Annotated in this window: 19 protein-coding genes, 1 other RNA gene and 1 pseudogene; 9 read left to right on the top strand and 12 right to left on the bottom strand. The window is 72.4% G+C overall.

Features of this window, described 5'->3' with window-relative positions; genetic code table 11:
- Positions 1–54: 54 nt before the first annotated feature.
- Together rnpB and QFZ58_RS25935 are read left to right on the top strand one after the other, a co-directional pair.
- Positions 55–456: RNase P RNA component class A (rnpB, locus tag QFZ58_RS25930), an RNA gene on the top strand.
- 471 nt (positions 457–927) lie between these two features.
- Positions 928–1,401, top strand: coding sequence for a GNAT family N-acetyltransferase (locus tag QFZ58_RS25935; protein ID WP_307127298.1), 474 nt, complete (start codon positions 928–930; stop codon positions 1,399–1,401).
- 9 nt (positions 1,402–1,410) lie between these two features.
- On the opposite strand, the pseudogene QFZ58_RS25940 reads toward QFZ58_RS25935, so the two are convergent.
- The 3 genes and pseudogenes from QFZ58_RS25940 to QFZ58_RS25950 all read right to left on the bottom strand — a co-directional run.
- Positions 1,411–1,632, bottom strand: a pseudogene (locus tag QFZ58_RS25940) (glycosyltransferase family 2 protein); the annotation flags it as partial.
- Positions 1,633–1,761: 129 nt separating this feature from the next.
- Positions 1,762–2,343 carry a GNAT family N-acetyltransferase gene (locus QFZ58_RS25945; protein WP_307127299.1) on the bottom strand — a complete coding sequence of 194 codons (582 nt, stop codon included), beginning with the start codon at positions 2,341–2,343 and terminating at the stop codon, positions 1,762–1,764.
- A gap of 83 nt (positions 2,344–2,426) precedes the next feature.
- Complete coding sequence (locus tag QFZ58_RS25950; RefSeq protein ID WP_307127300.1) at positions 2,427–3,875, bottom strand: MFS transporter; 1,449 nt, start codon at positions 3,873–3,875, stop codon at positions 2,427–2,429.
- A gap of 101 nt (positions 3,876–3,976) precedes the next feature.
- Here QFZ58_RS25950 and QFZ58_RS25955 point away from each other — a divergent pair, with 101 nt between their 5' ends.
- Together QFZ58_RS25955 and QFZ58_RS25960 are read left to right on the top strand one after the other, a co-directional pair.
- Positions 3,977–4,615 carry a TetR/AcrR family transcriptional regulator gene (locus QFZ58_RS25955; RefSeq protein ID WP_307127301.1) on the top strand — a complete coding sequence of 213 codons (639 nt, stop codon included), beginning with the start codon at positions 3,977–3,979 and terminating at the stop codon, positions 4,613–4,615.
- 220 nt (positions 4,616–4,835) lie between these two features.
- Positions 4,836–5,837, top strand: a complete 1,002-nt coding sequence (locus QFZ58_RS25960) for an aldo/keto reductase (protein ID WP_307127302.1) — start codon at positions 4,836–4,838, stop codon at positions 5,835–5,837.
- A 24-nt stretch (positions 5,838–5,861) separates the two neighbouring features.
- Here QFZ58_RS25960 and QFZ58_RS25965 read toward each other — a convergent pair whose 3' ends face one another.
- On the bottom strand, positions 5,862–6,716 hold the full coding sequence (locus QFZ58_RS25965) for a PhzF family phenazine biosynthesis protein (RefSeq protein ID WP_307127303.1): 855 nt from the start codon (positions 6,714–6,716) through the stop codon (positions 5,862–5,864).
- Positions 6,717–6,863: 147 nt separating this feature from the next.
- The gene (locus QFZ58_RS25970; RefSeq protein ID WP_307127304.1) at positions 6,864–7,619 is read right to left on the bottom strand and encodes an SDR family oxidoreductase; all 756 of its coding nucleotides are present in this window, start codon (positions 7,617–7,619) and stop codon (positions 6,864–6,866) included.
- Between the two features lie 142 nt (positions 7,620–7,761).
- Here QFZ58_RS25970 and QFZ58_RS25975 point away from each other — a divergent pair, with 142 nt between their 5' ends.
- A complete protein-coding gene (locus QFZ58_RS25975; RefSeq protein WP_307127305.1) occupies positions 7,762–9,432 on the top strand; it encodes an alkaline phosphatase in 1,671 nt (556 codons plus the stop codon).
- Positions 9,433–9,473: 41 nt separating this feature from the next.
- Here the strand turns inward: QFZ58_RS25975 and QFZ58_RS25980 are convergent, their stop codons facing one another.
- Complete coding sequence (locus tag QFZ58_RS25980) at positions 9,474–10,481, bottom strand: Gfo/Idh/MocA family protein (protein ID WP_307127306.1); 1,008 nt, start codon at positions 10,479–10,481, stop codon at positions 9,474–9,476.
- An 85-nt stretch (positions 10,482–10,566) separates the two neighbouring features.
- Here QFZ58_RS25980 and QFZ58_RS25985 point away from each other — a divergent pair, with 85 nt between their 5' ends.
- A complete protein-coding gene (locus QFZ58_RS25985) occupies positions 10,567–11,892 on the top strand; it encodes a multidrug effflux MFS transporter (protein ID WP_307127307.1) in 1,326 nt (441 codons plus the stop codon).
- 86 nt (positions 11,893–11,978) lie between these two features.
- On the opposite strand, the gene QFZ58_RS25990 is transcribed toward QFZ58_RS25985, so the two are convergent.
- Entirely contained in the window at positions 11,979–13,280 is a 1,302-nt protein-coding gene (locus QFZ58_RS25990) for a hypothetical protein (protein ID WP_307127308.1), read from the bottom strand.
- A 254-nt stretch (positions 13,281–13,534) separates the two neighbouring features.
- On the opposite strand from QFZ58_RS25990, the gene QFZ58_RS25995 reads away from it, so the two are divergent.
- Positions 13,535–14,536: a small ribosomal subunit Rsm22 family protein gene (locus QFZ58_RS25995; RefSeq protein ID WP_307127309.1), complete on the top strand. Its 1,002-nt coding sequence runs from the start codon at positions 13,535–13,537 to the stop codon at positions 14,534–14,536.
- A gap of 173 nt (positions 14,537–14,709) precedes the next feature.
- Here QFZ58_RS25995 and ddaH read toward each other — a convergent pair whose 3' ends face one another.
- On the bottom strand, positions 14,710–15,525 hold the full coding sequence (gene ddaH, locus QFZ58_RS26000; protein ID WP_307127310.1) for a dimethylargininase: 816 nt from the start codon (positions 15,523–15,525) through the stop codon (positions 14,710–14,712).
- Positions 15,526–15,700: 175 nt separating this feature from the next.
- On the opposite strand from ddaH, the gene QFZ58_RS26005 reads away from it, so the two are divergent.
- Positions 15,701–15,949: a TetR-like C-terminal domain-containing protein gene (locus QFZ58_RS26005; RefSeq protein ID WP_307127311.1), complete on the top strand. Its 249-nt coding sequence runs from the start codon at positions 15,701–15,703 to the stop codon at positions 15,947–15,949.
- A gap of 142 nt (positions 15,950–16,091) precedes the next feature.
- Positions 16,092–16,835 carry a bifunctional DNA primase/polymerase gene (locus QFZ58_RS26010; RefSeq protein WP_307127312.1) on the top strand — a complete coding sequence of 248 codons (744 nt, stop codon included), beginning with the start codon at positions 16,092–16,094 and terminating at the stop codon, positions 16,833–16,835.
- 216 nt (positions 16,836–17,051) lie between these two features.
- Here QFZ58_RS26010 and QFZ58_RS26015 read toward each other — a convergent pair whose 3' ends face one another.
- The 4 genes from QFZ58_RS26015 to efeO are packed head-to-tail and all read right to left on the bottom strand — an operon-like array spanning position 17,052 to position 21,362.
- A complete protein-coding gene (locus QFZ58_RS26015) occupies positions 17,052–18,041 on the bottom strand; it encodes a hypothetical protein (protein WP_307128993.1) in 990 nt (329 codons plus the stop codon).
- The gene (gene efeU / locus QFZ58_RS26020; RefSeq protein ID WP_307127313.1) at positions 17,929–18,897 is read right to left on the bottom strand and encodes an iron uptake transporter permease EfeU; all 969 of its coding nucleotides are present in this window, start codon (positions 18,895–18,897) and stop codon (positions 17,929–17,931) included. The genes QFZ58_RS26015 and efeU overlap by 113 nt, the downstream gene beginning before the upstream one ends.
- A gap of 51 nt (positions 18,898–18,948) precedes the next feature.
- Complete coding sequence (gene efeB / locus QFZ58_RS26025) at positions 18,949–20,175, bottom strand: iron uptake transporter deferrochelatase/peroxidase subunit (protein WP_307127314.1); 1,227 nt, start codon at positions 20,173–20,175, stop codon at positions 18,949–18,951.
- 50 nt (positions 20,176–20,225) lie between these two features.
- Positions 20,226–21,362, bottom strand: coding sequence for an iron uptake system protein EfeO (gene efeO / locus QFZ58_RS26030; RefSeq protein ID WP_307127315.1), 1,137 nt, complete (start codon positions 21,360–21,362; stop codon positions 20,226–20,228).
- Positions 21,363–21,505 lie beyond the last annotated feature (143 nt).

A 21,505-nucleotide genomic window follows, 5' to 3' on the forward strand; every position in this document is an offset into this window, starting at 1 on the left:
CCGGCAGCCGTCCGAGGTGCCCACGCCGCCGGGTAGCATGGTCGGCACGGCAGACGAGCCGGGCGGACGGCCGCGTGGGGATCTCCGGATCCTCCCGAGGAACGTCCGGGCTCCACAGGGCAGGGTGGTGGCTAACGGCCACCCGAGGTGACTCGCGGGACAGTGCCACAGAAAACAGACCGCCCGGGACCTCGGTCCCGGGTAAGGGTGAAACGGTGGTGTAAGAGACCACCAGCGCCTGAGGTGACTCAGGCGGCTAGGTAAACCCCACCCGGAGCAAGGTCAAGAGGGACCGTCGCGAGACGGTTCTGCGCGAACGTCCGAGGGCTGCCCGCCCGAGTTCGCGGGTAGACCGCACGAGACCGGCAGCAATGCCGGTCCTAGATGGATGGCCGTCTCCCCGGCCGCCGCGAGGCGACCGGGCGACAGAACCCGGCGTACAGCCCGACTCGTCTGCCGCCACCCGGGTCCACCCGGTGAAGGCTCGCGGCCCGCGCCGGAGCGCTTCCGGCAGTCTGCGGCGTGTGCGGCCCTGCCGGTTCAGTGCCACCCTCCGAAGGGCGGCTCCGCGAACTGGCCGAACGGTGTGCCGTACGCTTCGCCGCCCTCGCTGACCACGTGGTCCGGCTCGGTCCTGGACACCGCTCAATCACCACCGCGCCTCCCTCAGCGCTCAGACGCCAGGCGGCTTCCCGCTCGGTGCTCCGCCGTCCGATCCACTCAAGGCCACCGACGCCGTCGCCTCGGTGAGGTTCTCGCACTTCAGCAGGGCGGCCGCCGGTCCGGCGGCCCGGGGCCGCCGGGCCCCGTCCTGGTCCGCCCGCCCGCCCGCCCGGGAGTGTCCTCGGCAGCCGGTCCCGGAAAACCCCGCGCCCGCCGCCTGCCGACTCTGATACTGATGGCCTCCGCCGATGAGGGAGCGACGGGATGGCAGCACGGGACGAGCCGATCACGGTACGCGCCGCGAGGGACGGGGACGCGGCGGAGATCACCCGGGTCTTCCTCGCCTCGCGCGCGGCGGCCCTGCCGTATCTGCCCCGGGTGCACAGCGACGAGGACACGCTCGCCTGGATCACCCATGTCGTGCTGCCCGGCAGCCAGGTGTGGGTCGCCGAGGGGGAGGGCGGAGAGGTGCTCGGATTCACCGCAGCCGACGGGGACGAGCTCGACCAGCTCTACCTACGTCCTGACGTCCGCCGTCGCGGCATCGGGACGCTGCTCCTCGCGCGGGTGAAGGAAGCCTCGCGCGGGGAGCTGAGCCTGTACACGTTCCGGCGCAACACCGCCGCGCGCGCCTTCTACGAGCGGCACGGCTTCGTCGCCGTGGCCTGGGACGACGGGAGCCGTAACGAGGAGAAGGAGCCGGATGTGCGTTACCGGTGGACAGCGTCCGTCCGATGACCGGCGGGCGGGCGGTCGGTGCGTCATGCGCCGGACCGTGCGCCAGCGCATGGGCTTGCGCACACCGCACGGGGTGCGGACGCCCTCGGCGAAGCCGGCCGCCCAGGCGCGCAGGCCGGTGACCGAGCGGGTGCGGACGGCGGTGAGCAGGATCCAGGTGCCGAGGTAGGCGGGGACCAGGGGCAGCGGAAGGTTGCGGCGGGTCAGCCGGGCCCTGTTGCGGGCCGTCACCGGATGGTCCCCCATGGTGAGTCGGAGACGCCGATGCGTGGTTCGGACAAGGCTCGCTGCTCCCGGGTGCGGTGCAGGTGGCGGGGCTCCGGCCGCTCCGCGGTGCCCGCGATCGTGACGTCCGGCTGCTCACCCGCCGGTGGGCACTCGTCCACCGGCGGGTGGCTCCTCCTGCAGCCGGGCGTACATGATCATGTCGCGGCGCCGGTCCCCGACCTGCTGCCAGCCCCGCAGCAGCCCCTCGGACACGTAACCGGCGCTCTCGGCGGTCCGCGCCGAGGCGGTGTTCCACGGCTCGACGAGGAGCTGGACCCGGGGGATGCGCAGTTCGTGCAGCGCCCAGGTGGTGACCGTACGAAGTGCTGCTCCGGCCACGCCCTGGCGGCGGGCCGGGCCGGTCATCCAGTAGCCGAGCGTGGCCCGGCCCTCGGCCGCGTCCTTGAGCCAGAGCCCGATGGAACCCACCGGCCGCCTGTCCCGGGTGCGGACGATGGCGAACGGGTAGCCGGCGCCGGTGGCCGCCCGCTGCCACTGGCGCCGGACGTACGCCTCGGCCGCGCCGTCCGAGTACGGCGAGGGGATGGTGGTGACCAGAGGGATGTACTCGTCCGCCGCCGCCTCGCGTACGAGGGGCAGATCGCTCATCTCCCAGGGGCGCAGGACGAAATCGGCTCCTGCGGTCATGCTGGGGACGGTCAGCGGTTGTGCCATGACCGCCATCCTGCCGCCTCCCCGCCCACGACCCGGACCCGACTCGCCCCGGTCCGCCCCGGTCCGTCCCGGTCCGCGCGGGCTCACCCGGCGGACGCCCGGGTGCCGCGCCGGCCCAGGAAGGCACCGGCGAGCAGGGCACCGGCCAGGACGATCACCGAGTTGACCAGGACCGCGGCCGAGACTCCGGACAGCACCGCGTCCGGCCCGGTGGCCGTGCCCGTGCGGGCGGTGACGACGGCGCTCATGACCGGGATGCCCAGGGTGATGCCGACCTGCTGCGTCATCGTGGCCAGCCCCGTGGCGAGGCCCTGCTCCTCGTCGGGGAGGCCGGAGGTCGCGGTGACCATGAAGCCCACGATCATCAGCATGTTGCCGACACCACCGATGAAGGTCGCGGTCAGCAGGAGCACGATCCAGCCGCCGGAACTGCCGAGCGCCACCAGCGAGAGCGTGGCCGCGGCCTGTACGACGCCGCCCAGGACGATCGTGCGCCGGGTGCCGAACCGGCCGATCGCCCGGCCGCCGAGCATGCCGCCGGCCACGGTGCCGACGCCGAGGACGCCGAAAGCGAGCCCGGTGGCGAGCGGGGAGTAGCCGAGTACCTCCTGGAGGTACAGCGTCAGCAGGAAGACCAGCGAGGTCTCGGTGACGAAGGCGATCAGTCCGGTGACGTTGCCCCAGACGACGCTGCGCCGCTTCAGGATGTGTACGGGGACCAGGGGCGCCGCCGCCCGGCTCTCGACGAACAGGAAAGCGGCGAGGAGCGCCGCACCCGCGAGCAGGGCGACCAGTGTGCTGGGGGTGGTCCAGCCGGTTTCGCCCGCCTGCGTCAGGCCGAACACGAGGAGCAGCAGGCCGCCGGTGACGGTGACGGCACCCGGTACGTCGAGCTTCGCGCGCACGGCCGGCCGCGAGTCGGTGATCACGGACGGGGCGAGGGCGATGACGAGCGCGGCGACGGGAACGTTGATGAAGAAGGCCCAGCGCCAGGAGAGCAGGTCGGTCAGCAGCCCGCCGAGGATGGCTCCCGCCGTGAAACCGGCCGACATCAGCGCGCCGTTGAGGCCGAGGGCACGCTCACGCAGCGGCCCCTCCTTGAACGCGGTGGTGAGCAGTGCGAGCCCGGCCGGGGTGACGGCCGCCGTCGCCAGCCCCTGCAGCACGCGGGCGGTCAGCAGCACGCCCGGTGTGGTGGCGAGCCCGCCCAGCGCGGAGGACAGGGCAAGGACGACCATGCCGCCGACGAACAGGCGCTTGCGGCCCAGGATGTCGGCGACCCGGCCGAACAGCAGGGTGAATCCGGCGGCGGCGAGGGCGAATGAGGTGGCGATCCACTGGAGGTGGGCGAGGGAGAAGCCGAGTCCCTCGCCGACGGCCGGCAGCGCGACGTTCAGGATCGAGAAATCCACGGCGATCATGAACTGTGCGCCGAGGAGGAGGAACAGGACGAGCTTCTGGCGGCCGGTCATGCGGGGGGACCGCGGGGGTGCGAGGGGAGGCGCGCTGGGTGCCGTGCTGGACGCGGACATGATGTGCCCTTCCTGAGGCAACGATTTAACGGATCTGCGGTTCCGTTAAGGTGGAGTCACCGTAGCAGTGGATGGGCGTCTAATGGAACTGGAGACCCGTTATGGGTGATGGAGTTGTGGGCGCGGCAGGAGACGCCGAAGGGGCGGAGCCGGGCATGGTGCGGCCCGGCGGACGCACGGCCCGGGTGCGGGAAGCCGTCCTGCGGGCGGCCGGTGACGCGCTGGCCGAGCAGGGTTTCGACGGGCTCGACCTCGCCGACGTCGCGCGTCGCGCCGAGGTCGGGAAGACGACCGTCTACCGACGCTGGTCGACCACGGCCGGCCTGGTCGCGGACCTGCTCACGGACATGGCGGAGCAGTCCGTGCCGCGTACGGACACGGGCTCCCTGGAGGAGGACCTCAGGGCCAACGCCCGGCTGGTCGTGCGGACGCTGACGGACCCGCGTCAGGGTGCCCTCTTCACCGCCGTGATCGCGGCGGCCACCTGCGACACCCGCACCGCCCAGGCTCTGCACCACTTCTACGCGGTACGCGTCAAGGAGTGGTCGGGCTGCGTCGACGCGGCGGTCGAGCGGGGCGAGCTGCCCACCGGCACCGACGCCGCCGAGGTGATCCGGGCCGTCTCGGCCCCTCTCTACTACCGGCTGCTCGCCAGCGGTGACCCCCTCGACGACGCTGCCGCCGACCGGGCGGCCGAGGCAGCCGCGGTGGCGGCGCGCGCCGGGGTCTACGTGACCTGAGAGGTGGCGTGGGAGACGGCCCGGGGTGGCGTGAGTGGTGGCATGAGAGGTGACTGGGGTGGCACGTGAGGTGGCCCGAGTGGGCGTGAGAAGTGGCCCGGGGGTGGAACGAGGCATGGCTCGGGCGTGACCTGGGACGCACCGTTCCGGCGTGCCCGGACGCGCGGTGGCGGAGTGGTCCTTGACTTCGTACGCACTCCAACTCCTAGCGTCTGCGCCCATGCAGACAGACATGACATGGCAGAGCAGCAGGACCCTGGGCCGGAGCGGGATCGAGGTCGGTGCCCTCGGCCTCGGCTGCTGGGCGATCGGAGGGAAGTGGTCGACGCCGGACGGCAGCCCGCTCGGCTGGGGCGCCGTCGACGACGAGGAGTCCGTGGCGGCCGTCCGCCGGGCGCTCGACCTCGGCGTGCGGTTCTTCGACACGGCGGACGTGTACGGGGCCGGGCACAGCGAACGCGTACTGGGCCGCGCGCTGGCGGGCAGGCGGGACGAGGCCGTCATCGCCACGAAGTGGGGCAACACGTTCGACGAGCGGGCGCGCACGATGACCGGCGCCGACCGCTCGCCCGCCTACGCCCGGGAGGCGCTCATCGGCTCGCTGCGCCGGCTGGGGACCGACCGGATCGATCTCTACCAGCTGCACCTGGGCGACACCCCGCTCGACGAAGCGGCCGAACTGCGCGAGGCCTGCGAGGGGTTCGTGGCCGAGGGGCTGATCCGGGCCTACGGGTGGAGCACCGACGACCCGGAGCGGGCGGCCCTGTTCGCCGAGGGTGCGCACTGCGCGGCCGTCCAGCACGCGTGCAACGTGCTGGAGGACGCCCCGCAGATGCTGGCCCTCTGCGCGGAGCGGGGCCTGGCCGGCATCGTCCGGAGCCCCCTGGCGATGGGCCTCCTTGCGGGCGCGTACGGCCCGGACCGGCGCGGGCGCACCGGGGACATCCGGTCCGTCCCGCCCGCGTGGCTGCACTGGTTCGAGGCGGGCGGGGCCCCGGCGGCACACTGGGCGGCGAAGGTGGAAGCCGTCCGGGAGGTACTGACCGCGGACGGCCGCACCCTCGCCCAGGGCGCCCTCGGCTGGCTGTGGGCCCGCAGTGGGGGGACGGTGCCGATCCCCGGCTTCCGGACGGTCGCCCAGGTGGAGGAGAACGCCGCGGCGGTCGCCTTCGGCCCGCTGAGGCCCGGACAGCTGGCGGAGATCGAGGCCCTGCTGGGCTGAGCGGCGCGGGCGGCCCGCGGCGGATCAGCCGATGCGGGTGCCCGTGCCGCTCACCCTGATCCGGACGTCGCCCGGGCGCAGCTCGACGGTGAGGGTTCCCGGGCGGCCCATGTCCTCACCCTGGTGCAGGGTGAGGACGGCGTCGTCCGGGGCGAGTCCCAGCGCGCGTACGTACGCGCCGAAGGCTGCCGCCGCCGCGCCCGTCGCCGGGTCCTCGACCACGCCGCCGACCGGGAACGGGTCGCGGACGTGGAAGACGGAGCCGGACGCGCGCCACACCAGCTGGAGCGTCGTCAGATCGAGGCGGTGCATGAGGGCTTCGAGGCGGCTGAAGTCGTAGGACAGGTCGGCCAGCCGCTCCCGGGTCGCGGCGGCCAGCACCAGGTGGCGGGCGCCCGCGAAGGCGATCCGGGGCGGCAGGGCCGGGTCCAGATCGGCGGCCGGCCAGCCCAGGGCGGCCAGCGCCTCCGCCACATCGGTGGGCGCCACGTCCATGACCTGCGGCTCGACGCTGGTGAGCGTCGCACGGAGCTCGTCGCCCGTGCGGGTCACCGAGACAGGGACCGTACCGGCCCGGGTGTGGAACACCAGGTCGCCCGGGCCGTCCCGTTCGGCCAGTGCGAGGGCCGTCGCCACCGTGGCGTGACCGCAGAAGGGGACTTCGGCCTTCGGGCTGAAGTAGCGGATCGTGTAACCGCCCCGGCCGTCCGGCGCGGTCAGGAACGCCGACTCGCTGTAGCCCAGCTCCGCCGCCACGGAAAGCATCGCCGTCTCGTCGAGCCCGGACGCGTCCAGTACCACCCCGGCGGGATTGCCGCCGTCCGGGTCGGCGGAGAAGGCGGTGTAGCGAAGGACATCGGCACTGGAAGGTCGGCTCATGTCGCACGACAACCGAGGCGCGCGCCGGTCCATTCCCGGAGGTGGGCCCGGACCTGTCACCCGGGCCACCCACCCCTGGCCGCGACGCGGCCCTTGGACCGGCGGCGCCGCGGCGTGCCCCGGCACGCCGCCCGCCCCGCCGAGACGTCAGCCCCGGCCGACGTACGGCATGGCCGTCGCCATGACCGTCGCGAACTGCACGTTGGCCTCCAGCGGCAGCTCCGCCATGTGCAGGACCGTCCGGGCCACGTCGTCCGCCGCCATGACCGGTTCGACGGCCGTCCTGCCGTCGGCCTGGAGGGTCCCGCGCTGCATCCGCTCCGTCATGTCGGTCGCCGCGTTGCCGATGTCGATCTGCCCGCAGGCGATCCGGTACGGACGCCCGTCCAGCGAGAGCGACTTCGTCAGGCCCGTCATGGCGTGCTTCGTCGCCGTGTACGCGATCGAGTGCGGGCGGGGCGCGTGCGCGGAGACGGAACCGTTGTTGATGATCCGGCCGCCCTGCGGGTCCTGCTCCTTCATCAGGCGGTAGGCCGCCTGTGCGCACAGGAACGCCCCTGTCAGGTTGACGTCCACCACCGTGCGCCAGTCCTCGTAGGCGAGGTCCTCGACGGGTGTGGCCCCAGGACCGAAGGTGCCCGCGTTGTTGAAGAGCAGGTCGAGCCGGCCGAAACGGTCCCGTACGGCGGAGAAGAGCGCCGCCACCTGCTCCGGGTCGCTCACGTCGGTGGGGACGCACACCGTGGTGCCCGGCCCGGCCGCGGCGGCCGTCTCCTCCAGGGTGCGGGCCCGCCGGCCCACCAGGACCACCGTCCGGCCCGCACCCGTAAGAGTGAGGGCGACGGCCCTGCCGATGCCCGATCCCGCACCTGTGACGACAGCGATCGACTGCTCAGAGTTCATGGCCCGGCAGCGTACGGGAGGGTTGGCGGCTGCCGGCACCCGGTGCTCATCACACCGCCATAAGGATGTTGTGTACCCGCCAACGGCAGGTCGTCGCCCAGCACTCCAATGCCTCTGACAACATCCGGCACGGGAGGGGCACATGACACCTGCACAGATCAGTAACGCGCCCGGCGGTCGGCACGGGCACTCGGCCGAGTTCCGCGACGCCGCCCGGCGGCTCGGGTCCGGCGTGGGCCGCCGGCGGTTCCTCACGGTCACCGGAGCCGCCGCGGCGCTGGCTTTCGCCGCCAACCTGCCGGCGGCGGGCAGCGCGAGCGCCGCCGAACTCGACGCCGTCAGGATCACCGAGGACCCCTTCACCCTCGGCGTGGCCTCCGGGGACCCGCTGCCGGAGTCCGTCCTCCTGTGGACGAGACTCGCCCCCCGCCCCTACGACGCCGACGGCGGACTGCCCGCAAGCCGTGTCCGGGTCCGCTGGGAGATCGCCCGCGACGAGCGCTTCCGGCGCGTCGTCCGGCGAGGGTCGGCCACCGCCCACCCGGAGTTCGGCCACAGCGTCCACGTCGACGTCGGCGACCTGGACTCCGACCGGACCTTCTACTACCGCTTCCGCGCCGGCACTTGGATCAGCCCCACCGGCCGCACCCGCACCGCACCTGCCCGGGGCGCCCACAACAGCTCGCTGACCCTGGCCGCGGTCTCCTGCCAGGCCTACCACGACGGCTACTTCACCGCCTACCGGCACCTCGCGGCCGAGGACGTCGACGTGGTCTTCCACCTCGGCGACTACCTGTACGAGTACGCGGTCACCGCCACCGGCGGCGCCCGCGGCTACACCGACCGCGTCCTGCCGGACCACTTCAACCGGGAGACGGTCACGCTGGACGACTACCGGATGCGGTACGGCCTCTACAAGTCCGACCCGGACCTGCGCGCCGCCCACGCCGCACACCCCTTCGTCGTCACGTGGGACGACCACGAGACCGAGAACAACTACGCCGGCGACACCCCCGAGAACAGCGTGCCGCCCGAGGAGTTCCTGCTGCGCCGCGCCGCCGCCTACCGCGCCTACTGGGAGAACCAGCCGCTGCGCTCCCCGCAGCGCCCCACCGGCCCGGACATGCGTCTCTACCGCAGGCTGCGGTTCGGCCGGCTCGCCCAGTTCGACGTCCTCGACACCCGGCAGTACCGCAGCAACCAGGCGTACGGCGACGGCTGGAAGGTCCCCGGACCGGAGTCCGAGGACCCGGCGCGCACGATGACGGGCGCCGCCCAGGAACGCTGGCTGATCGACGGCTGGAAGACCTCCCAGGCACTGTGGAACGTCGTACCGCAGCAGGTCACCTTCGCCCGGCGGCGCGACGTGCCGACCGACGCCTACAAGCTGTCCATGGACTCGTGGGACGGCTACCCGGCCTCCCGGCAGCGGGTCATGGACGGGGCCGAGGCCGCCGGGGTCGAGAACCTGATGGTGCTGACCGGGGACGTGCACGTCGGCTACGGCTTCGACCTGAAGAAGGACTTCGACGACCCCGCCTCGCGGACCGTCGGGACGGAGATCGTCGCCACCTCGATCGCCAGCGGGAAGGACGGCTCCGAGAAGCCGGCCAACTGGGACAACCTGACCCGGGCCAACCCTCACATGAAGTTCTACAACGGCCGCCGCGGGTACGCCGTCGTCGACCTCGGCAGGGACCTGGCGCGCGCCGACTTCCGCACGGTGCCGGCGGTCACCACGCCCGGCGCGCCCCTCACGACGGCCGGGTCCTTCGTGACCGAGGCCGGGAACCCGGGGCTCACCCCCGCGTGACCCGGCCCGGCCGGCACCGGTCCTGACGGGCCGGTGCGCCGTCAGGCGAGGCTGTCCGCCGGATAACGGACGCCGATGCGGTCACGGACCGCGTCGAGCGTCCGCATGACGGCGAGTGAACCGTCCAGCGGCACCAGCGGGGACTCCGTCTCGCCCGCCAGCACGGCCCGCGTCACCTCGACGGCCTCGTACTGCATGCCCGAAAGCCCCTGCGGGCCCGGGCCCGTGGTGACCTCCTCGGGCTCCCGGCCCGGGCGGTGCAGGACGAAGCGCTCGGGGTGGAAGAAGCCCTGCGGGAAGTCGATCCGCCCCGCCGTGCCCGTGACCGAGGCGACGGTCGGCAGATCCCCGACGATCGAACAGCTCAGCAGTGCCGTGGCGCCCGAGTCCCAGCCGAGCAGCACCCCGGTGTTGAGGTCGACGCCCTCCGGGGACAGCAGCGCGTCGGCCTGCACCCGGTCCGGCTCGCCCAGCAGCAGCTGCGCGAACGACACCGGGTAGACCCCGAGGTCCAGCAGTGCGCCGCCGCCCAGCGCGAGGTCACGCAGCCGGTGCTCGGGGCCGAAGGTGCCCGCGAAGCCGAAGTCCGCCTGGACCGTGCGGATCTCGCCGATGGCGCCGTCCCGCACCATCTCGGTCATCCGGCGAATGACCGGATTGCAGTACGTCCACATGGCTTCCATCAGGAACAGGCCGCGCTCACGGGCCAGCGCCACGAGCTCCTGCGCCTCTCGCGCGTTGAGCGTGAACGCCTTCTCGCACAGCACGTGCTTGCCCGCCTCCAGGGCGAGGCCGGCCGCCTCCCGGTGGGCGGAGTGCGGGGTGGCCACGTACACGACGTCGACGTCGTCGTCGGCGACGAGCTCCGCCCAGCTCCCGTACGCCCGCTCGATCCCGAACCGGTCGGCGAACGTCTTGGCGGAGGCCTCCGTGCGGGAGGCGACCGCCACGACCTCGGCCCCGGAGTCCTTCACCGCCAGCAGGTCCGCCGTGAACGTCGCGGCTATGCCGCCCGTCGCCAGAACGCCCCAACGCACAGTCCCGCTCATGCCCGCCCGCCCTCACACAAAAAGGTATCGACCACTACGACTGACCTGAGAGCATAGATGCGGATTCAACGAAGCGGAGATGAGGATGCCGGACAGCGGCGTGAGCCGGGCCCAGCGAGCACACCACGAAGAGCACGAACCCATACCCACACCGACCGGTCCCGCCACGACCGCCGCACGGCGGGCCGGACTCCTGGTCACCCTGGTCCTGGGCGGACTCACCGCCCTGCCGCCCCTCTCGATGGACATGTACCTCCCGGCGCTGCCGGCGGTCACCGACGCGCTCCACGCACCCGCCGCGACCGTCCAGCTCACCCTGACCGCGTGCCTCACCGGCATGGCGCTCGGTCAGCTGGTCGTCGGACCGATGAGCGACCGGTGGGGGCGCCGCAAGCCGCTGCTCCTCGGCATGGTCGTCTACGTCCTCGCCACCGTGATCTGCGCCTTCGCCCCTTCGGCCGAACTGCTCATCAGCTTCCGCCTGTTGCAGGGCCTGGCCGGGGCGGCCGGCATCGTCATCTCCCGGGCCGTGGTGCGCGACCTCTACGACGGGGTGGAGATGGCCCGCTTCTTCTCCACCCTGATGCTCATCTCCGGAGTCGCCCCCGTCGTCGCACCGGTGATCGGCGGACAGGTGCTGCGCTTCACCGACTGGCGCGGCATCTTCGTCGTGCTCACCGTCGTCGGTCTGCTCCTCACCCTCGTCGTCTGGAAGTGGCTGCACGAGACCCTGCCCGAGTCGGAGCGGCACACCGGCGGTATCGGCGACGCCCTGCGGACCATGCGCGGTCTGCTGGCCGACCGGGTGTTCACGGGCTACGTGGTCGCGGGCAGCCTCGCCTTCGCCGCGCTCTTCGCCTATGTGAGCGCCTCCCCGTTCGTCGTGCAGGAGATCTACGGGGCCTCGCCGCAGACGTTCAGCCTGCTCTTCGGGATCAACTCGATCGGGCTGATCGCCGTCGGGCAGATCAACGGCAAGGTGCTGGTGGGCCGGATCAGCCTGGACAAGGCGCTCGGTTTCGGTCTCGCCGTCATCTCCCTGGCGGCGATCGCCCTGCTGCTGATGACCACCGGTGTCTTCGGCGACGTCGGGTTGCTTCCGGTCGCCACGGGGCTGTTCGTCCTCATGTCGGCCATGGGGCTGGCGATGCCGAACACCAACACCCAGGCGCTGATGCGTACCAAGCACGCCGCCGGTTCGGCCTCGGCGCTGCTCGGCACCTCGTCGTTCCTCATCGGGGCCATCGCCTCGCCGCTCGTGGGCATCGCGGGCGAGGAGACGGCGGTGCCCATGGCCGTCGTGCAGGTGGTCTGCGCGCTCTCCGCCGTGGCGTGCTTCCTGTTGCTGTGCCGGCCGTGGCAGCGCGTACCGCAGGACCGCCCGGCAGCCGGGCAGCCGCCGGCCCGGTGACCGGCCGGTCCGCGGTCGGGCCGGTGCTCCGGGAGTACGGGGGCCGCGGTGCAAGGCGGTCCGTAGGACCGTGACGCACCCCCGGTTCAGCCGGCGCTCGGGTAGCCCAGCAGGTGCAGCCGGTCCCTCCGGTCGGTCCAGTGGAACAGGCCGGTGCCGGAGGTCTCCAGCTCGGGCAGCCGCGTGTTCGGTGCCAGGGCCTCGACGCCCCAGGTCGCGAAGCTCATCGCCACCGGGCTCCCTCCGCCGTCCAGGGCCTCGGCCGCGTCCCGCACGTTCGTCGCGCCGTACGCGGTGCCCGCGTCCGTCACCGAGGCGAGCGTCAGCGGCGCCGCCCCGCCCTCGTCCTCGAAGCAGAACCCCTTCCGCGCCTCCAGGTCGAAAGCCAGGTTGCCCGCCACCAGGTAGCCGCCCGACGGGGAGACGACGGCCTGCGGATGACGGCCCGGCTCTATGGCGGGCCTGTGGCACTCCACCGAGGCGACCGGCTTCCCGCTCGTCGCGTCGTGCACCGTCCACAGCTGGTGCGTCGCGGCCCGCTTCGCGCCCTCGGCGAGCTGCCACACGGCGAGGATCCGTCCCGGCGCCACGGACGTGGGCACCCCGGAGCGCGGGTCGGCGCCCTTCGGCGCGGCCTGCCGGCTGAACCAGCCGCCGCGCACCCAGAACTCGTGGGCCCCGCTCAGCAGCAGGCCCCGCGCGGTCTGACCGCGCACCTCGGTCAGCTGCCTGCAGGCCGTGCAGCCCTTCGGGTACCTCACGGCCGAGGCGGGGACCTCCGCCACCGCGCCGGTGACCGGGTCCACCACGGCACTGTTCGCCCCGCCGTCACCGACCACGATGTCCGGGCCGGTCGCGGTGACGGACGGCACCCCGGTCCACGGCACCTCGACGCGCCGGCGCCCGCCGTCCGCCGCGTCGTACACGTCCAGGGAGACGAGGGTGTCGGCCGGCGCCCTCCCGTCTGTGACCTTCCCGTACGACCAGGCGACGAAGAACTCCCGGCTCTCCTTGGCGACGCCGAGGAGCTTCGGGAAGCGCAGCGGGTCCGGCGGGCGCCACGCCGCACCGCTCCAGCCCGCCCGGCCGGTCCGGGTCTCGAGGGTGCGCAGCCGGTAGCGGTCGCCAGGGGCCCGCACCAGATAGGCGAGGCGGCCTGTCGTCCGCGCGACGGCGTAGTCCGGCCCGATGTCGGCGATGTCCCAGCCGGTGGCCGTCGTGTACGCCGGTGGGACCGTCGGCCGGGCCGGGGGGCCGGCGCTCCTCCTCGCCGGCTCCGGCGCCGCGTCGCCGTCCCCGCCACCGCCTCCGCAGGTCGCCAGCAGGAGAACCAGCGCCAGGACGAGCACGCCGCCGACCAGAGCCAGGCGCACGATCCTTCGTCTCATGGTCCCCCCGATGAGTGATGGTCCGGCCGGTCCCCGATCCGGCGCCGGTCAGCGTAGCAACAGGCCCACGCTGCGCAGCAGTTCGGTTACGTCGCCGTTCTGTCCCGGTTTCGTGCCGGACCGCCGGCCTGGGCGCGGGGAACCACCGGCCCGCGCAGGGGCGGACCACCGGCCTGGGGAGTGGCGACCACCGGCCTGGCGAGTGGCGACCACCGGCCTGGGGTGCGGTGGCCCGCTGCGCCTACAATTCGGCGGTGAACGCCACCCTCCCCACCGCGGAAGCCCTGCGCACGGCCCTGGCCGAACTGCTCGACGGGCTGCCGCCCACGCAGACCGCGAAGGCCGTCGACCGGCTGATCGCCAGCTACCGCGGGACGACCCCCACCGACGCACCGGTCCTGCGAGACCGCTCGGACGTCGCCGCGTACGCCGCGTACCGGATGCCGGCGACCTTCGAGGCCGTACGGGCCTGCCTCGCCGCACTCCGCGCGGCGGCGCCGGACTGGGTGCCCGCCACGCACACCGACATCGGCGGCGGTACGGGCGCGGCGACCTGGGCGGTCGCGGGTGCCTGGGAGCAGGGGCCGCGGACGACCGTCCTGGACTGGGCCGAACCCGCCCTCGCGCTCGGCCGTGAGCTGGCCGCGTCGTCCGGCATCCCCGCGCTGCGCGCCGCGACCTGGCAGCGGGCCAGGATTGGCGCGGTGCAGGAGCCGGCCGCCCCCACCGACCTGGTCACGGTCAGTTACGTACTCAAGGAACTCACCCCCGGTGACCGGACCGCTCTGGTGGACTCCACGGCCGCGTCCGCGCAGGCCGTGGTGATCGTGGAGCCCGGCACCCCCGACGGGTACGCCCGGGTCATCGAGGCCCGCGACCGGCTGATCGCCGCCGGACTGACCGTCGCCGCGCCGTGTCCGCACAGCGGCGCGTGTCCCATCGAGCAGGGCACCGACTGGTGCCACTTCTCTGCGCGGGTCAGCCGCTCCTCGCTGCACCGCCAGGTGAAGGGTGGCTCGCTGAGCCACGAGGACGAGAAGTTCAGCTACGTGGTGGCGACCCGCTTCCCGACCGATCCGGTGGGCGCCCGGGTCACCCGCCGGCCGCAGATCCGCAAGGGTCAGGTGCTGCTGGAACTGTGCACCCGGGACGAAGGGCTGCAGCGGGCCACGGTCACCAAGCGGCACGGCGAGCTCTACCGTGCCGCCCGGGACACCGCGTGGGGCGACGCGTGGCCGCCGCCGGAGGGTGACTAGGACGTGTTTCGAAAGTCCCGCCTGCCCGGGGGCGTCTGGCACGCACGCTCGCCGCGTTGTCGGGATCACCCCGATACACCCGGTATCGGGGCGACCCTCCGCCTTGCGATCGCACGCACCAGACGCCCCCGGGCCTGCCCTTCGGGCAGACGACGCCACTTTCGAAACACGCCCTAGGCCCGCAGCTCCTGGGTGCAGCACTTCACGCTGCCGCCGCCCTTGAGCAGCTCGCCCAGATCCATCGGGACCGGTTCGAAGCCACGGTCCCGCAGGGGACCCAGGAGCCCCACCGCGGCCTGGGGGAGCAGGACGTGGCGTCCGTCGCTGACCGCGTTGAGGCCCAGCGCCGCGGCGTCCGCCTCCTGGGCGATGAGGGCGTCGGGGAAGAGCCGGGCCAGCACGGACCGGCTGCCCGGTGAGAAGGCGCCCGGGTAGTACATGATCTCGTCGGCCGCGTCGTCGAGGACGCACAGCGCCGTGTCCAGGTGGTAGTAGCGCGGGTCCACCAGGTCCAGGCCGATCACCGGGCGCCCGAAGAACTCCTGCGCCTCGTCGTGGGAGAGCGGGCTGGACCGGAAGCCGCGCCCGGCCAGGAGGTAGGTGGCGGTGACGGCGAAATCGCCCTCGCCCTCGTTGACGTGGTCCGGCTCGCGGATGTCGGTGAAGCCGTTGGCCCGGAACCACTCCCGGTGCGCCTCGGCCTCGGCGTACCGCTCCCGGTACGCGAACAGGGCGCCCAGCACACGACCGTCGACGACGGTGGCACCGTTGGCGGCGAAGACCATGTCGGGCAGCTCGGGGCGGGGGACGAGCAGCTCGACGGTGTGGCCGAGAGCGCGGTAGCGATCGCGCAGGGTCTCCCACTCGGTGACGGCCAGGGGCAGGTCCACGGGTTTGGAGGGGTCCATCCACGGGTTGATGGAGTAGGTGACCTGGAAGTGGGCCGGTGCACACATCAGGTAGCGACGAGGGGTGGCGTCACGGGTCAATGCGGGCTCCTCGCGAACGGCAGCGCGAGCTGCGGAACGGTGGGATGCGCACGGTCTGTGCGTGACTTCATGGTGCGCCTCACCCATCCGATGCGCAGTGATCCGAACGGGTGGTTCGCACGGGGTCAAAACCGTTGGCAAGACGATACGTGCCGGGCCGTGGGGCTTCCTCGACATGGCGGACCGGCAGGCCGCCGAGGCCGCCGGGGACGGCGACGCCGCCCAGTTGCAGTTGTACGTCACACGGCTGCGCGCGGCCCAGGAGGCCGGGCAACTGCGCGAGGACGTCGATCCGCGCATCGCCCTGGAGCTGCTGGTCGCCCCGCTCACCCACCGCTGGCTGCTGAGGACCCTTCCGCCGACCCACGCCTACGCCGACACGGTCGTCGACTACGCCCTGCGGGGTCTGTCGGCCACGCCCTGAAACAAATCCGCTTCTTCCCGGCATTTCGCACCCAGGAACTCACCTTCGCGCACCGGCCCGGGCACCCCGCTCCGCGACTCCGGCCACCCGAGGAGCAGGATGGTGGGACCATGGAGGAAGAACCGCTGAGGTGAGGGGATAGATGGGCGCCGATTCCGGCCGTTATCGCGGCACAGAGAGCAGGATCTCCCAGTGGCTGCGCCGGCGGCCCAAACCGCAGCCGGAAGTCGACGACGCGGCCCGGCTGGCACTGCTCCTCGCTGTCGCCGAGGCAGGAATGCCGATCTCACCCGCCGCGCATCCGTCCGGTTACCGGTGTTCGTGCGAGCGCGTCGGCTGTCCGACCCCCGCCCGGCACCCCGTCTCGTTCGCCTGGCAGACGCAGTCCACGACCGACCGCGCCCAGATCGAGCGCTGGGCCTCCGGTCAGCCGCTGGCCAACTTCATCACGGCGACCGGCATGGTCCACGACGTCCTGGACGTGCCGCTGACGGCCGGCCGTAGCGCCCTGGACCGGCTGATCGCCGCGGGTATCGAGGTCGGCCCGGTCGCCCGCTCCGGCGACGACCGGATGCTGTTCTTCACCGCCACGCGCGGGACGCCCGAGGACGAGGACGAGTGGTGGCCGTGCGAGCTGGACTGCCACCCCGAGACGATGGACGAGCACCCGGGGATGCGCTGGCACTGCCGCGGCAGCTACGTCCTGCTGCCGCCCGCGAGGCTTCCCGGTGATCTGGACGTGCACTGGATCCGCGGCCCGGAGCACCCGCTGCCCGATCCGCTGACCATGCTGGAGATCCTCACGGACGCCTGCGCGCAGTATGTGGACGCGGCCGACGCGAGCGACCTCGCCCACGACGCCGTGGCCTGGCCCCTCAGCCGCTGACACACACCGCCGGGCGCGCGGAACGGACGCGGCGCACGATGCCCGCCCCGCCGGGAGGCGGTGCATGCCGTCGCCCGGGAGTGCGTGCCCGCCCACGCACGAGAGCCCCGAAGGCCGGCCGCACATGGAGCCCGGCCACGCTCACGAGACCCCCGAAGGCCGCCCACGCTCACGGGCGCCCCGGATCCGGGCCGGACCCGAAGGCCCGGCCACGGGTCAGGAGCCTTCCGCCGCCACGAGTCCCGGCAGCCGGTTCAGCACGCGCACCTTGCCGCCCTCGTCACCGGCGCCCCGCTTGGGCACGTACACCAACTGGCTGGAGACCCGCTCCTTGGTCAGCGTGCTCTTCACCTCGCCGGTCATCAGGGCCCGCGCATCCGCCGAGACGGTCGGCCGCAGCCCCGCCGCCGCCGTCTGCCGTTCGAAGTGCTTGCTGCTGAAGAAGACCAGCGCCCCGCCGTCCTCGGTCGTCAGACCCAGCGGTGCGAACGTCCCGGTGTCCAGCGGCTGGTCGACGTACTGGAACGAGAAACCGGCCCTGCGGGTGTTCTTGCGCGCGTCCCGCCAGCCCGAGGTCGTCGCACCGGGAGCGAAGACATCCGGTGTGCCTGACTTGAGGTAATCCGTGTAGGTCCTGCTCAGGTCCCCCGGCGGGGTGGCCAGCACCTCGTCCGTGTCCGCCGAGGGCACGGGCTGCGCCGAGCCGTCCGCGTCCTCACGGAACTTCGGCACCTCGGACGGGGAGACCACCGCCAGGTAGGCGGCCTTCCACGGCGCGTCCGGCCCGGTACGGACGAACGCCAGCAGCCAGCGGGTGTCCAGCCTCCCGCCGTCCCGGTCGCGGTTGGAGTCGGTGTCCGCGAGGAACCAGCGCGGCCAGCCGGCCTTCTTGGGAAGGGTGAACGCGGCGTCGGACAGCACCAGCGGCTTGTGTGCGGCGTTGCCGTCCGGGCTGTTCTTCTGCCGGGCCGTCAGTCCGGCCTGGTTGATGGCGCCGAGCGATCCGGTCACCCGGTCCGCGTCGAGCGCCGGATCGTAGGCCTCGTCCGCCTTGTTGTACGCGACGGTGAAGTCCTCCAGGGCCTTGGCGGCCTCAGACCTCGTCGCTCCCGGCACGACTTCCAGTTCGCCGTGCACCGTCACGCAGCCGCTCGCCGTCACGCTCAGCACCGTCGCCGTCGCGAGCCCCGCCGCCAGTCGACCCAGCCTTCTCATCCGTTGCCTTCTGCGCCTTCTGATCCGTCGTCCGCACTGACCGCCTGAACCCTACCGGGGCGAGGAACAGCGCGAGCGTGGGGATGAGGTAGAGCGCCCACACCGTGACCTGAAGAACGGTCGGATCGGCCTGGAAGTTGAGGACTCCCTTGAGCAGGGTGCCGTACCAGCTGTCCGGCGGGACGGTGGCCGTGACGTCGAACGCCTTGTTCTCCAGACCGCCCAGGAAGCGGGCCTCCTGGAGGTCGTGCACCCCGTAGGCGAGCACGCCGGCCGCCACGACGACGAGCATGCCTCCCGTCCAGGTGAAGAACCTCGACAGGTTGATCTTCAGCGCGCCCCGGTAGAACAGCCAGCCCAGGACCACCGCGGTCGCGATGCCCAGCAGCACGCCGATCAGCGGTGACGAGGAGCCCTCGCCGCTCGCCCGCACCGAGGCCCACACGAACAGCGCGGTCTCCAGGCCTTCACGGCCCACTGCCAGGAAGGCGGTGGCGACCAGGGCGCCGGTGCCCATCGCAAGGGCCGCGTCGAGCTTGCCGTGCAGCTCCTTCTTCAGGTGCCGCGCGGTCCGCCGCATCCAGAAGACCATCCAGGTGACCAGGCCGACGGCGATGATGGACAGCGATCCGCCGAGCATCTCCTGGGCCTCGAACGTCAACTCCTGCGAACCGAATTCGAGCGCCGCACCGAAGGCCAGCGAGATGGCGCACGCGATGCCGATGCCGATCCACACCGGGCGCAGCGCGTCGCGGCGGCCGGTCTTGACCAGGTACGCGATGAGGATGCAGACGACCAGGCTGGCCTCCAGACCCTCGCGCAGGCCGATCAGGTAGTTGCCGAACATGCCGGTCCTTCCACGGTGTCGGTCATGAGACCTGTGCTTCCACGGTGTCGGTCATGAGAACAGTGCCCGGCCCCACCAGTCGTCCTTGCCGCGGACACCCGGAGGAACGGCGAAGACGGCCGAGCCCACGTGCTGGATGTACTCGTTGAGCGCGTCGGCGGCCGCCAGGCTCCGCTGCACCGGGATGAAGCCCTTGCGCACGTCACGCTGGTACGCCAGGAAGAACAGCCCGGCGTCGAGCCTGCCCAGACCGTCCGTGCCGTCGGTGAAGGAGTAGCCGCGGCGCAGGATCGTCGCGCCGCCGTTGGTGTCCGGGTGGGCGAGCCGCACATGGGCCGTCGGCAGCATCGCCTTCAGGAACGGCTCGTCGCGCTCCTTCGACCGGCCTGCCGGGGCGCCCTCGCCCTTGTCCCGGCCGAAGATGTCCTCCTGCTCCTGCAGCGGGGCCCGGTCCCAGGTCTCGATGTGCATCCGGATGCGCCGGGCGACCAGGTACGAGCCCCCGGTCATCCACCCGGCGTCGTCCTTCGGGCCGACCCACACGTGCTTGTCCAGGGCGGCGGTGTCCGTGCCCGAGACGTTCCGGGTGCCGTCCTTGAATCCCATCATGTTGCGGGGGGTCTGGGCATCCGGCGTCGTGGAGGACGTCTTGCCGAACCCCAGCTGCGACCAGCGGATCGCGGTGCGACCCATACCGATCCTGGCGAGGTTGCGGATGGCGTGCACCGCGACCTGGGGGTCGTCCGCGCACGCCTGCACGCACAGATCGCCGCCGCTGCGGGAGGCGTCGAGATTGTCGCCGGGGAACTTGGGGAGGTCCACCAGCGCCTCGGGCCGGCGCCCTTCGAGCCCGAACCTGCCCTTCGCGAACAGGGAGGGCCCGAAACCGATGGTGAGCGTCAGCCGGGACGGCCGCAGGCCGAGCGCCTCGCCCGTGTCGTCCGGCGGCGCCTCGGCCAGGCCCCCGTAGGCGCCCTCGCCCACGGTGTGCCCGGCCGTCATCCGTTCGGCGGCCCGCGTCCACTCCTTGAGCAGCGCGACCAGCTCGGCCCGGTCCTCGGTCGTCACGTCGAACGAGGCGAAGTGCAGCCTGTCCTGTACGGGGGTGGCGATCCCCGCCTGGTGCGGGCCGTGGAAGGGCACCGCCCCGCCGCTGTCGGCGACCGGCTCGGTGCCGTCGGTGCCCACCGCAGCGACGGCGCCGCCCGCGGCCACCGCGCCGAGCGCCAGTCCGGCACCACCCCAGCCGAGCAGTGCGCGCCGCGACGGCGCCGGCACGCCGCCCGGCTCCCCGTCCGCCCGCGGGCCCGTCTCGCTGTTCCCGGCCGTCACTTCGTCACCGCGGCGGCCAGCTTGGACAGCGGCTCGGCAAGCGCGTTGACCGCGTCGGACAGCTCCTTGCGGTCCGCCTTGCCGACCTTGTCGTACGAGGTGAAGTCGTAGGAGGCCTTGTCCGCACGGTACTTGTCCAGCAGCGTGTTCAGGGCCGCGAACTGCTTGTCCAGGGAGGCGGTCAGCGCCGCGTCGTTCTTCGAGGCGATCGGCTTGAGGAGGGCGTACGACTGCTCCGCACCCTCGACGTTCGCCTTGAAGTCGACGAGGTCGGTGTGGCTGTAACGCTCCTCCTCGCCCGTGACCTTGCCGGTGGCGACCTCGTCGAGGAGCTCCTTGGCGCCGTTGGCCATCGAGGTCGGGGTGATCTCGGCCTTGCCGACCCGCTTCTGCCAGTCGACCAGGTCCTTGAGGAGGACGGGCGCGAGGGCCTTCTCCTCGGCTCCCAGCTTCTTGTCCTGCCACAGCGCCTTCTCGAGGCGGTGCCAGCCGGTCCACTTCTGGCCGTCCTCCAGGCCGTCCTCACGGACGTCGACCTTCGGGTCGATGTCACCGAAGGACTCGGCGACCGGCTCGGTCCGCTCCCAGCCGATGCGGGAGTCGGCGTACGCCTTCTTCGCCGCTTCGATGTCGCCGGCCGCGACCGCGTCGGTGAAGACCTTGACCTTGGGCAGCGTCTCGTCGGCCTGCGCCTGCACATAGGTGCGGTAGCCGGCGACGGCCTTGTCCATCTCGGGACTGCGCCGGGCCGCCGTACCGCCGGTGACCTCGACGGTCTGCCGGATGCCGTTGCCCTTCATGCCGGGCTTGCAGGCGATCTCGTACGTACCGGCCTTGATCTCGGCCGTGATCTTCGCCTTGGTGCCGGGGCCGATGTTCTCCCGCTCGGTGACGATGCGGTCGTCGGGGAACAGGACGTAGACCTCGGTGACCTTGGAACCCTTGTTCTCCACGGCGAGCTCGAGGTGGCCGGCCGGGAGCTTCGTCTCCGACACCTCGCAGGCGTCGTCCTTCGCGACGACCCGGACGGCCCCGTCCGCCTTGTCGTCGCTCTTCTCGGCGCAGCCCGTGACGGCGGTCAGTGCGGCCAGGGTGGTGGCAGCGGTGACGACGGAGAGACGAACGGCTCGCATGCGGGCTCCACTGAAGAGATGAGGGAACGACAGTTGCGCGGACAAAGGCGGGTGAGGCGGACCTAACTTAACCGTGCCTAACCTTGCCCGTGTCCACCCCGGCAGTGATTCAGCTCTCACCTCGGAGCGCCGGAAACGGTCCG

It is taken from the genome of Streptomyces sp. B1I3, assembly GCF_030816615.1.
Lineage (GTDB): Bacteria > Actinomycetota > Actinomycetes > Streptomycetales > Streptomycetaceae > Streptomyces.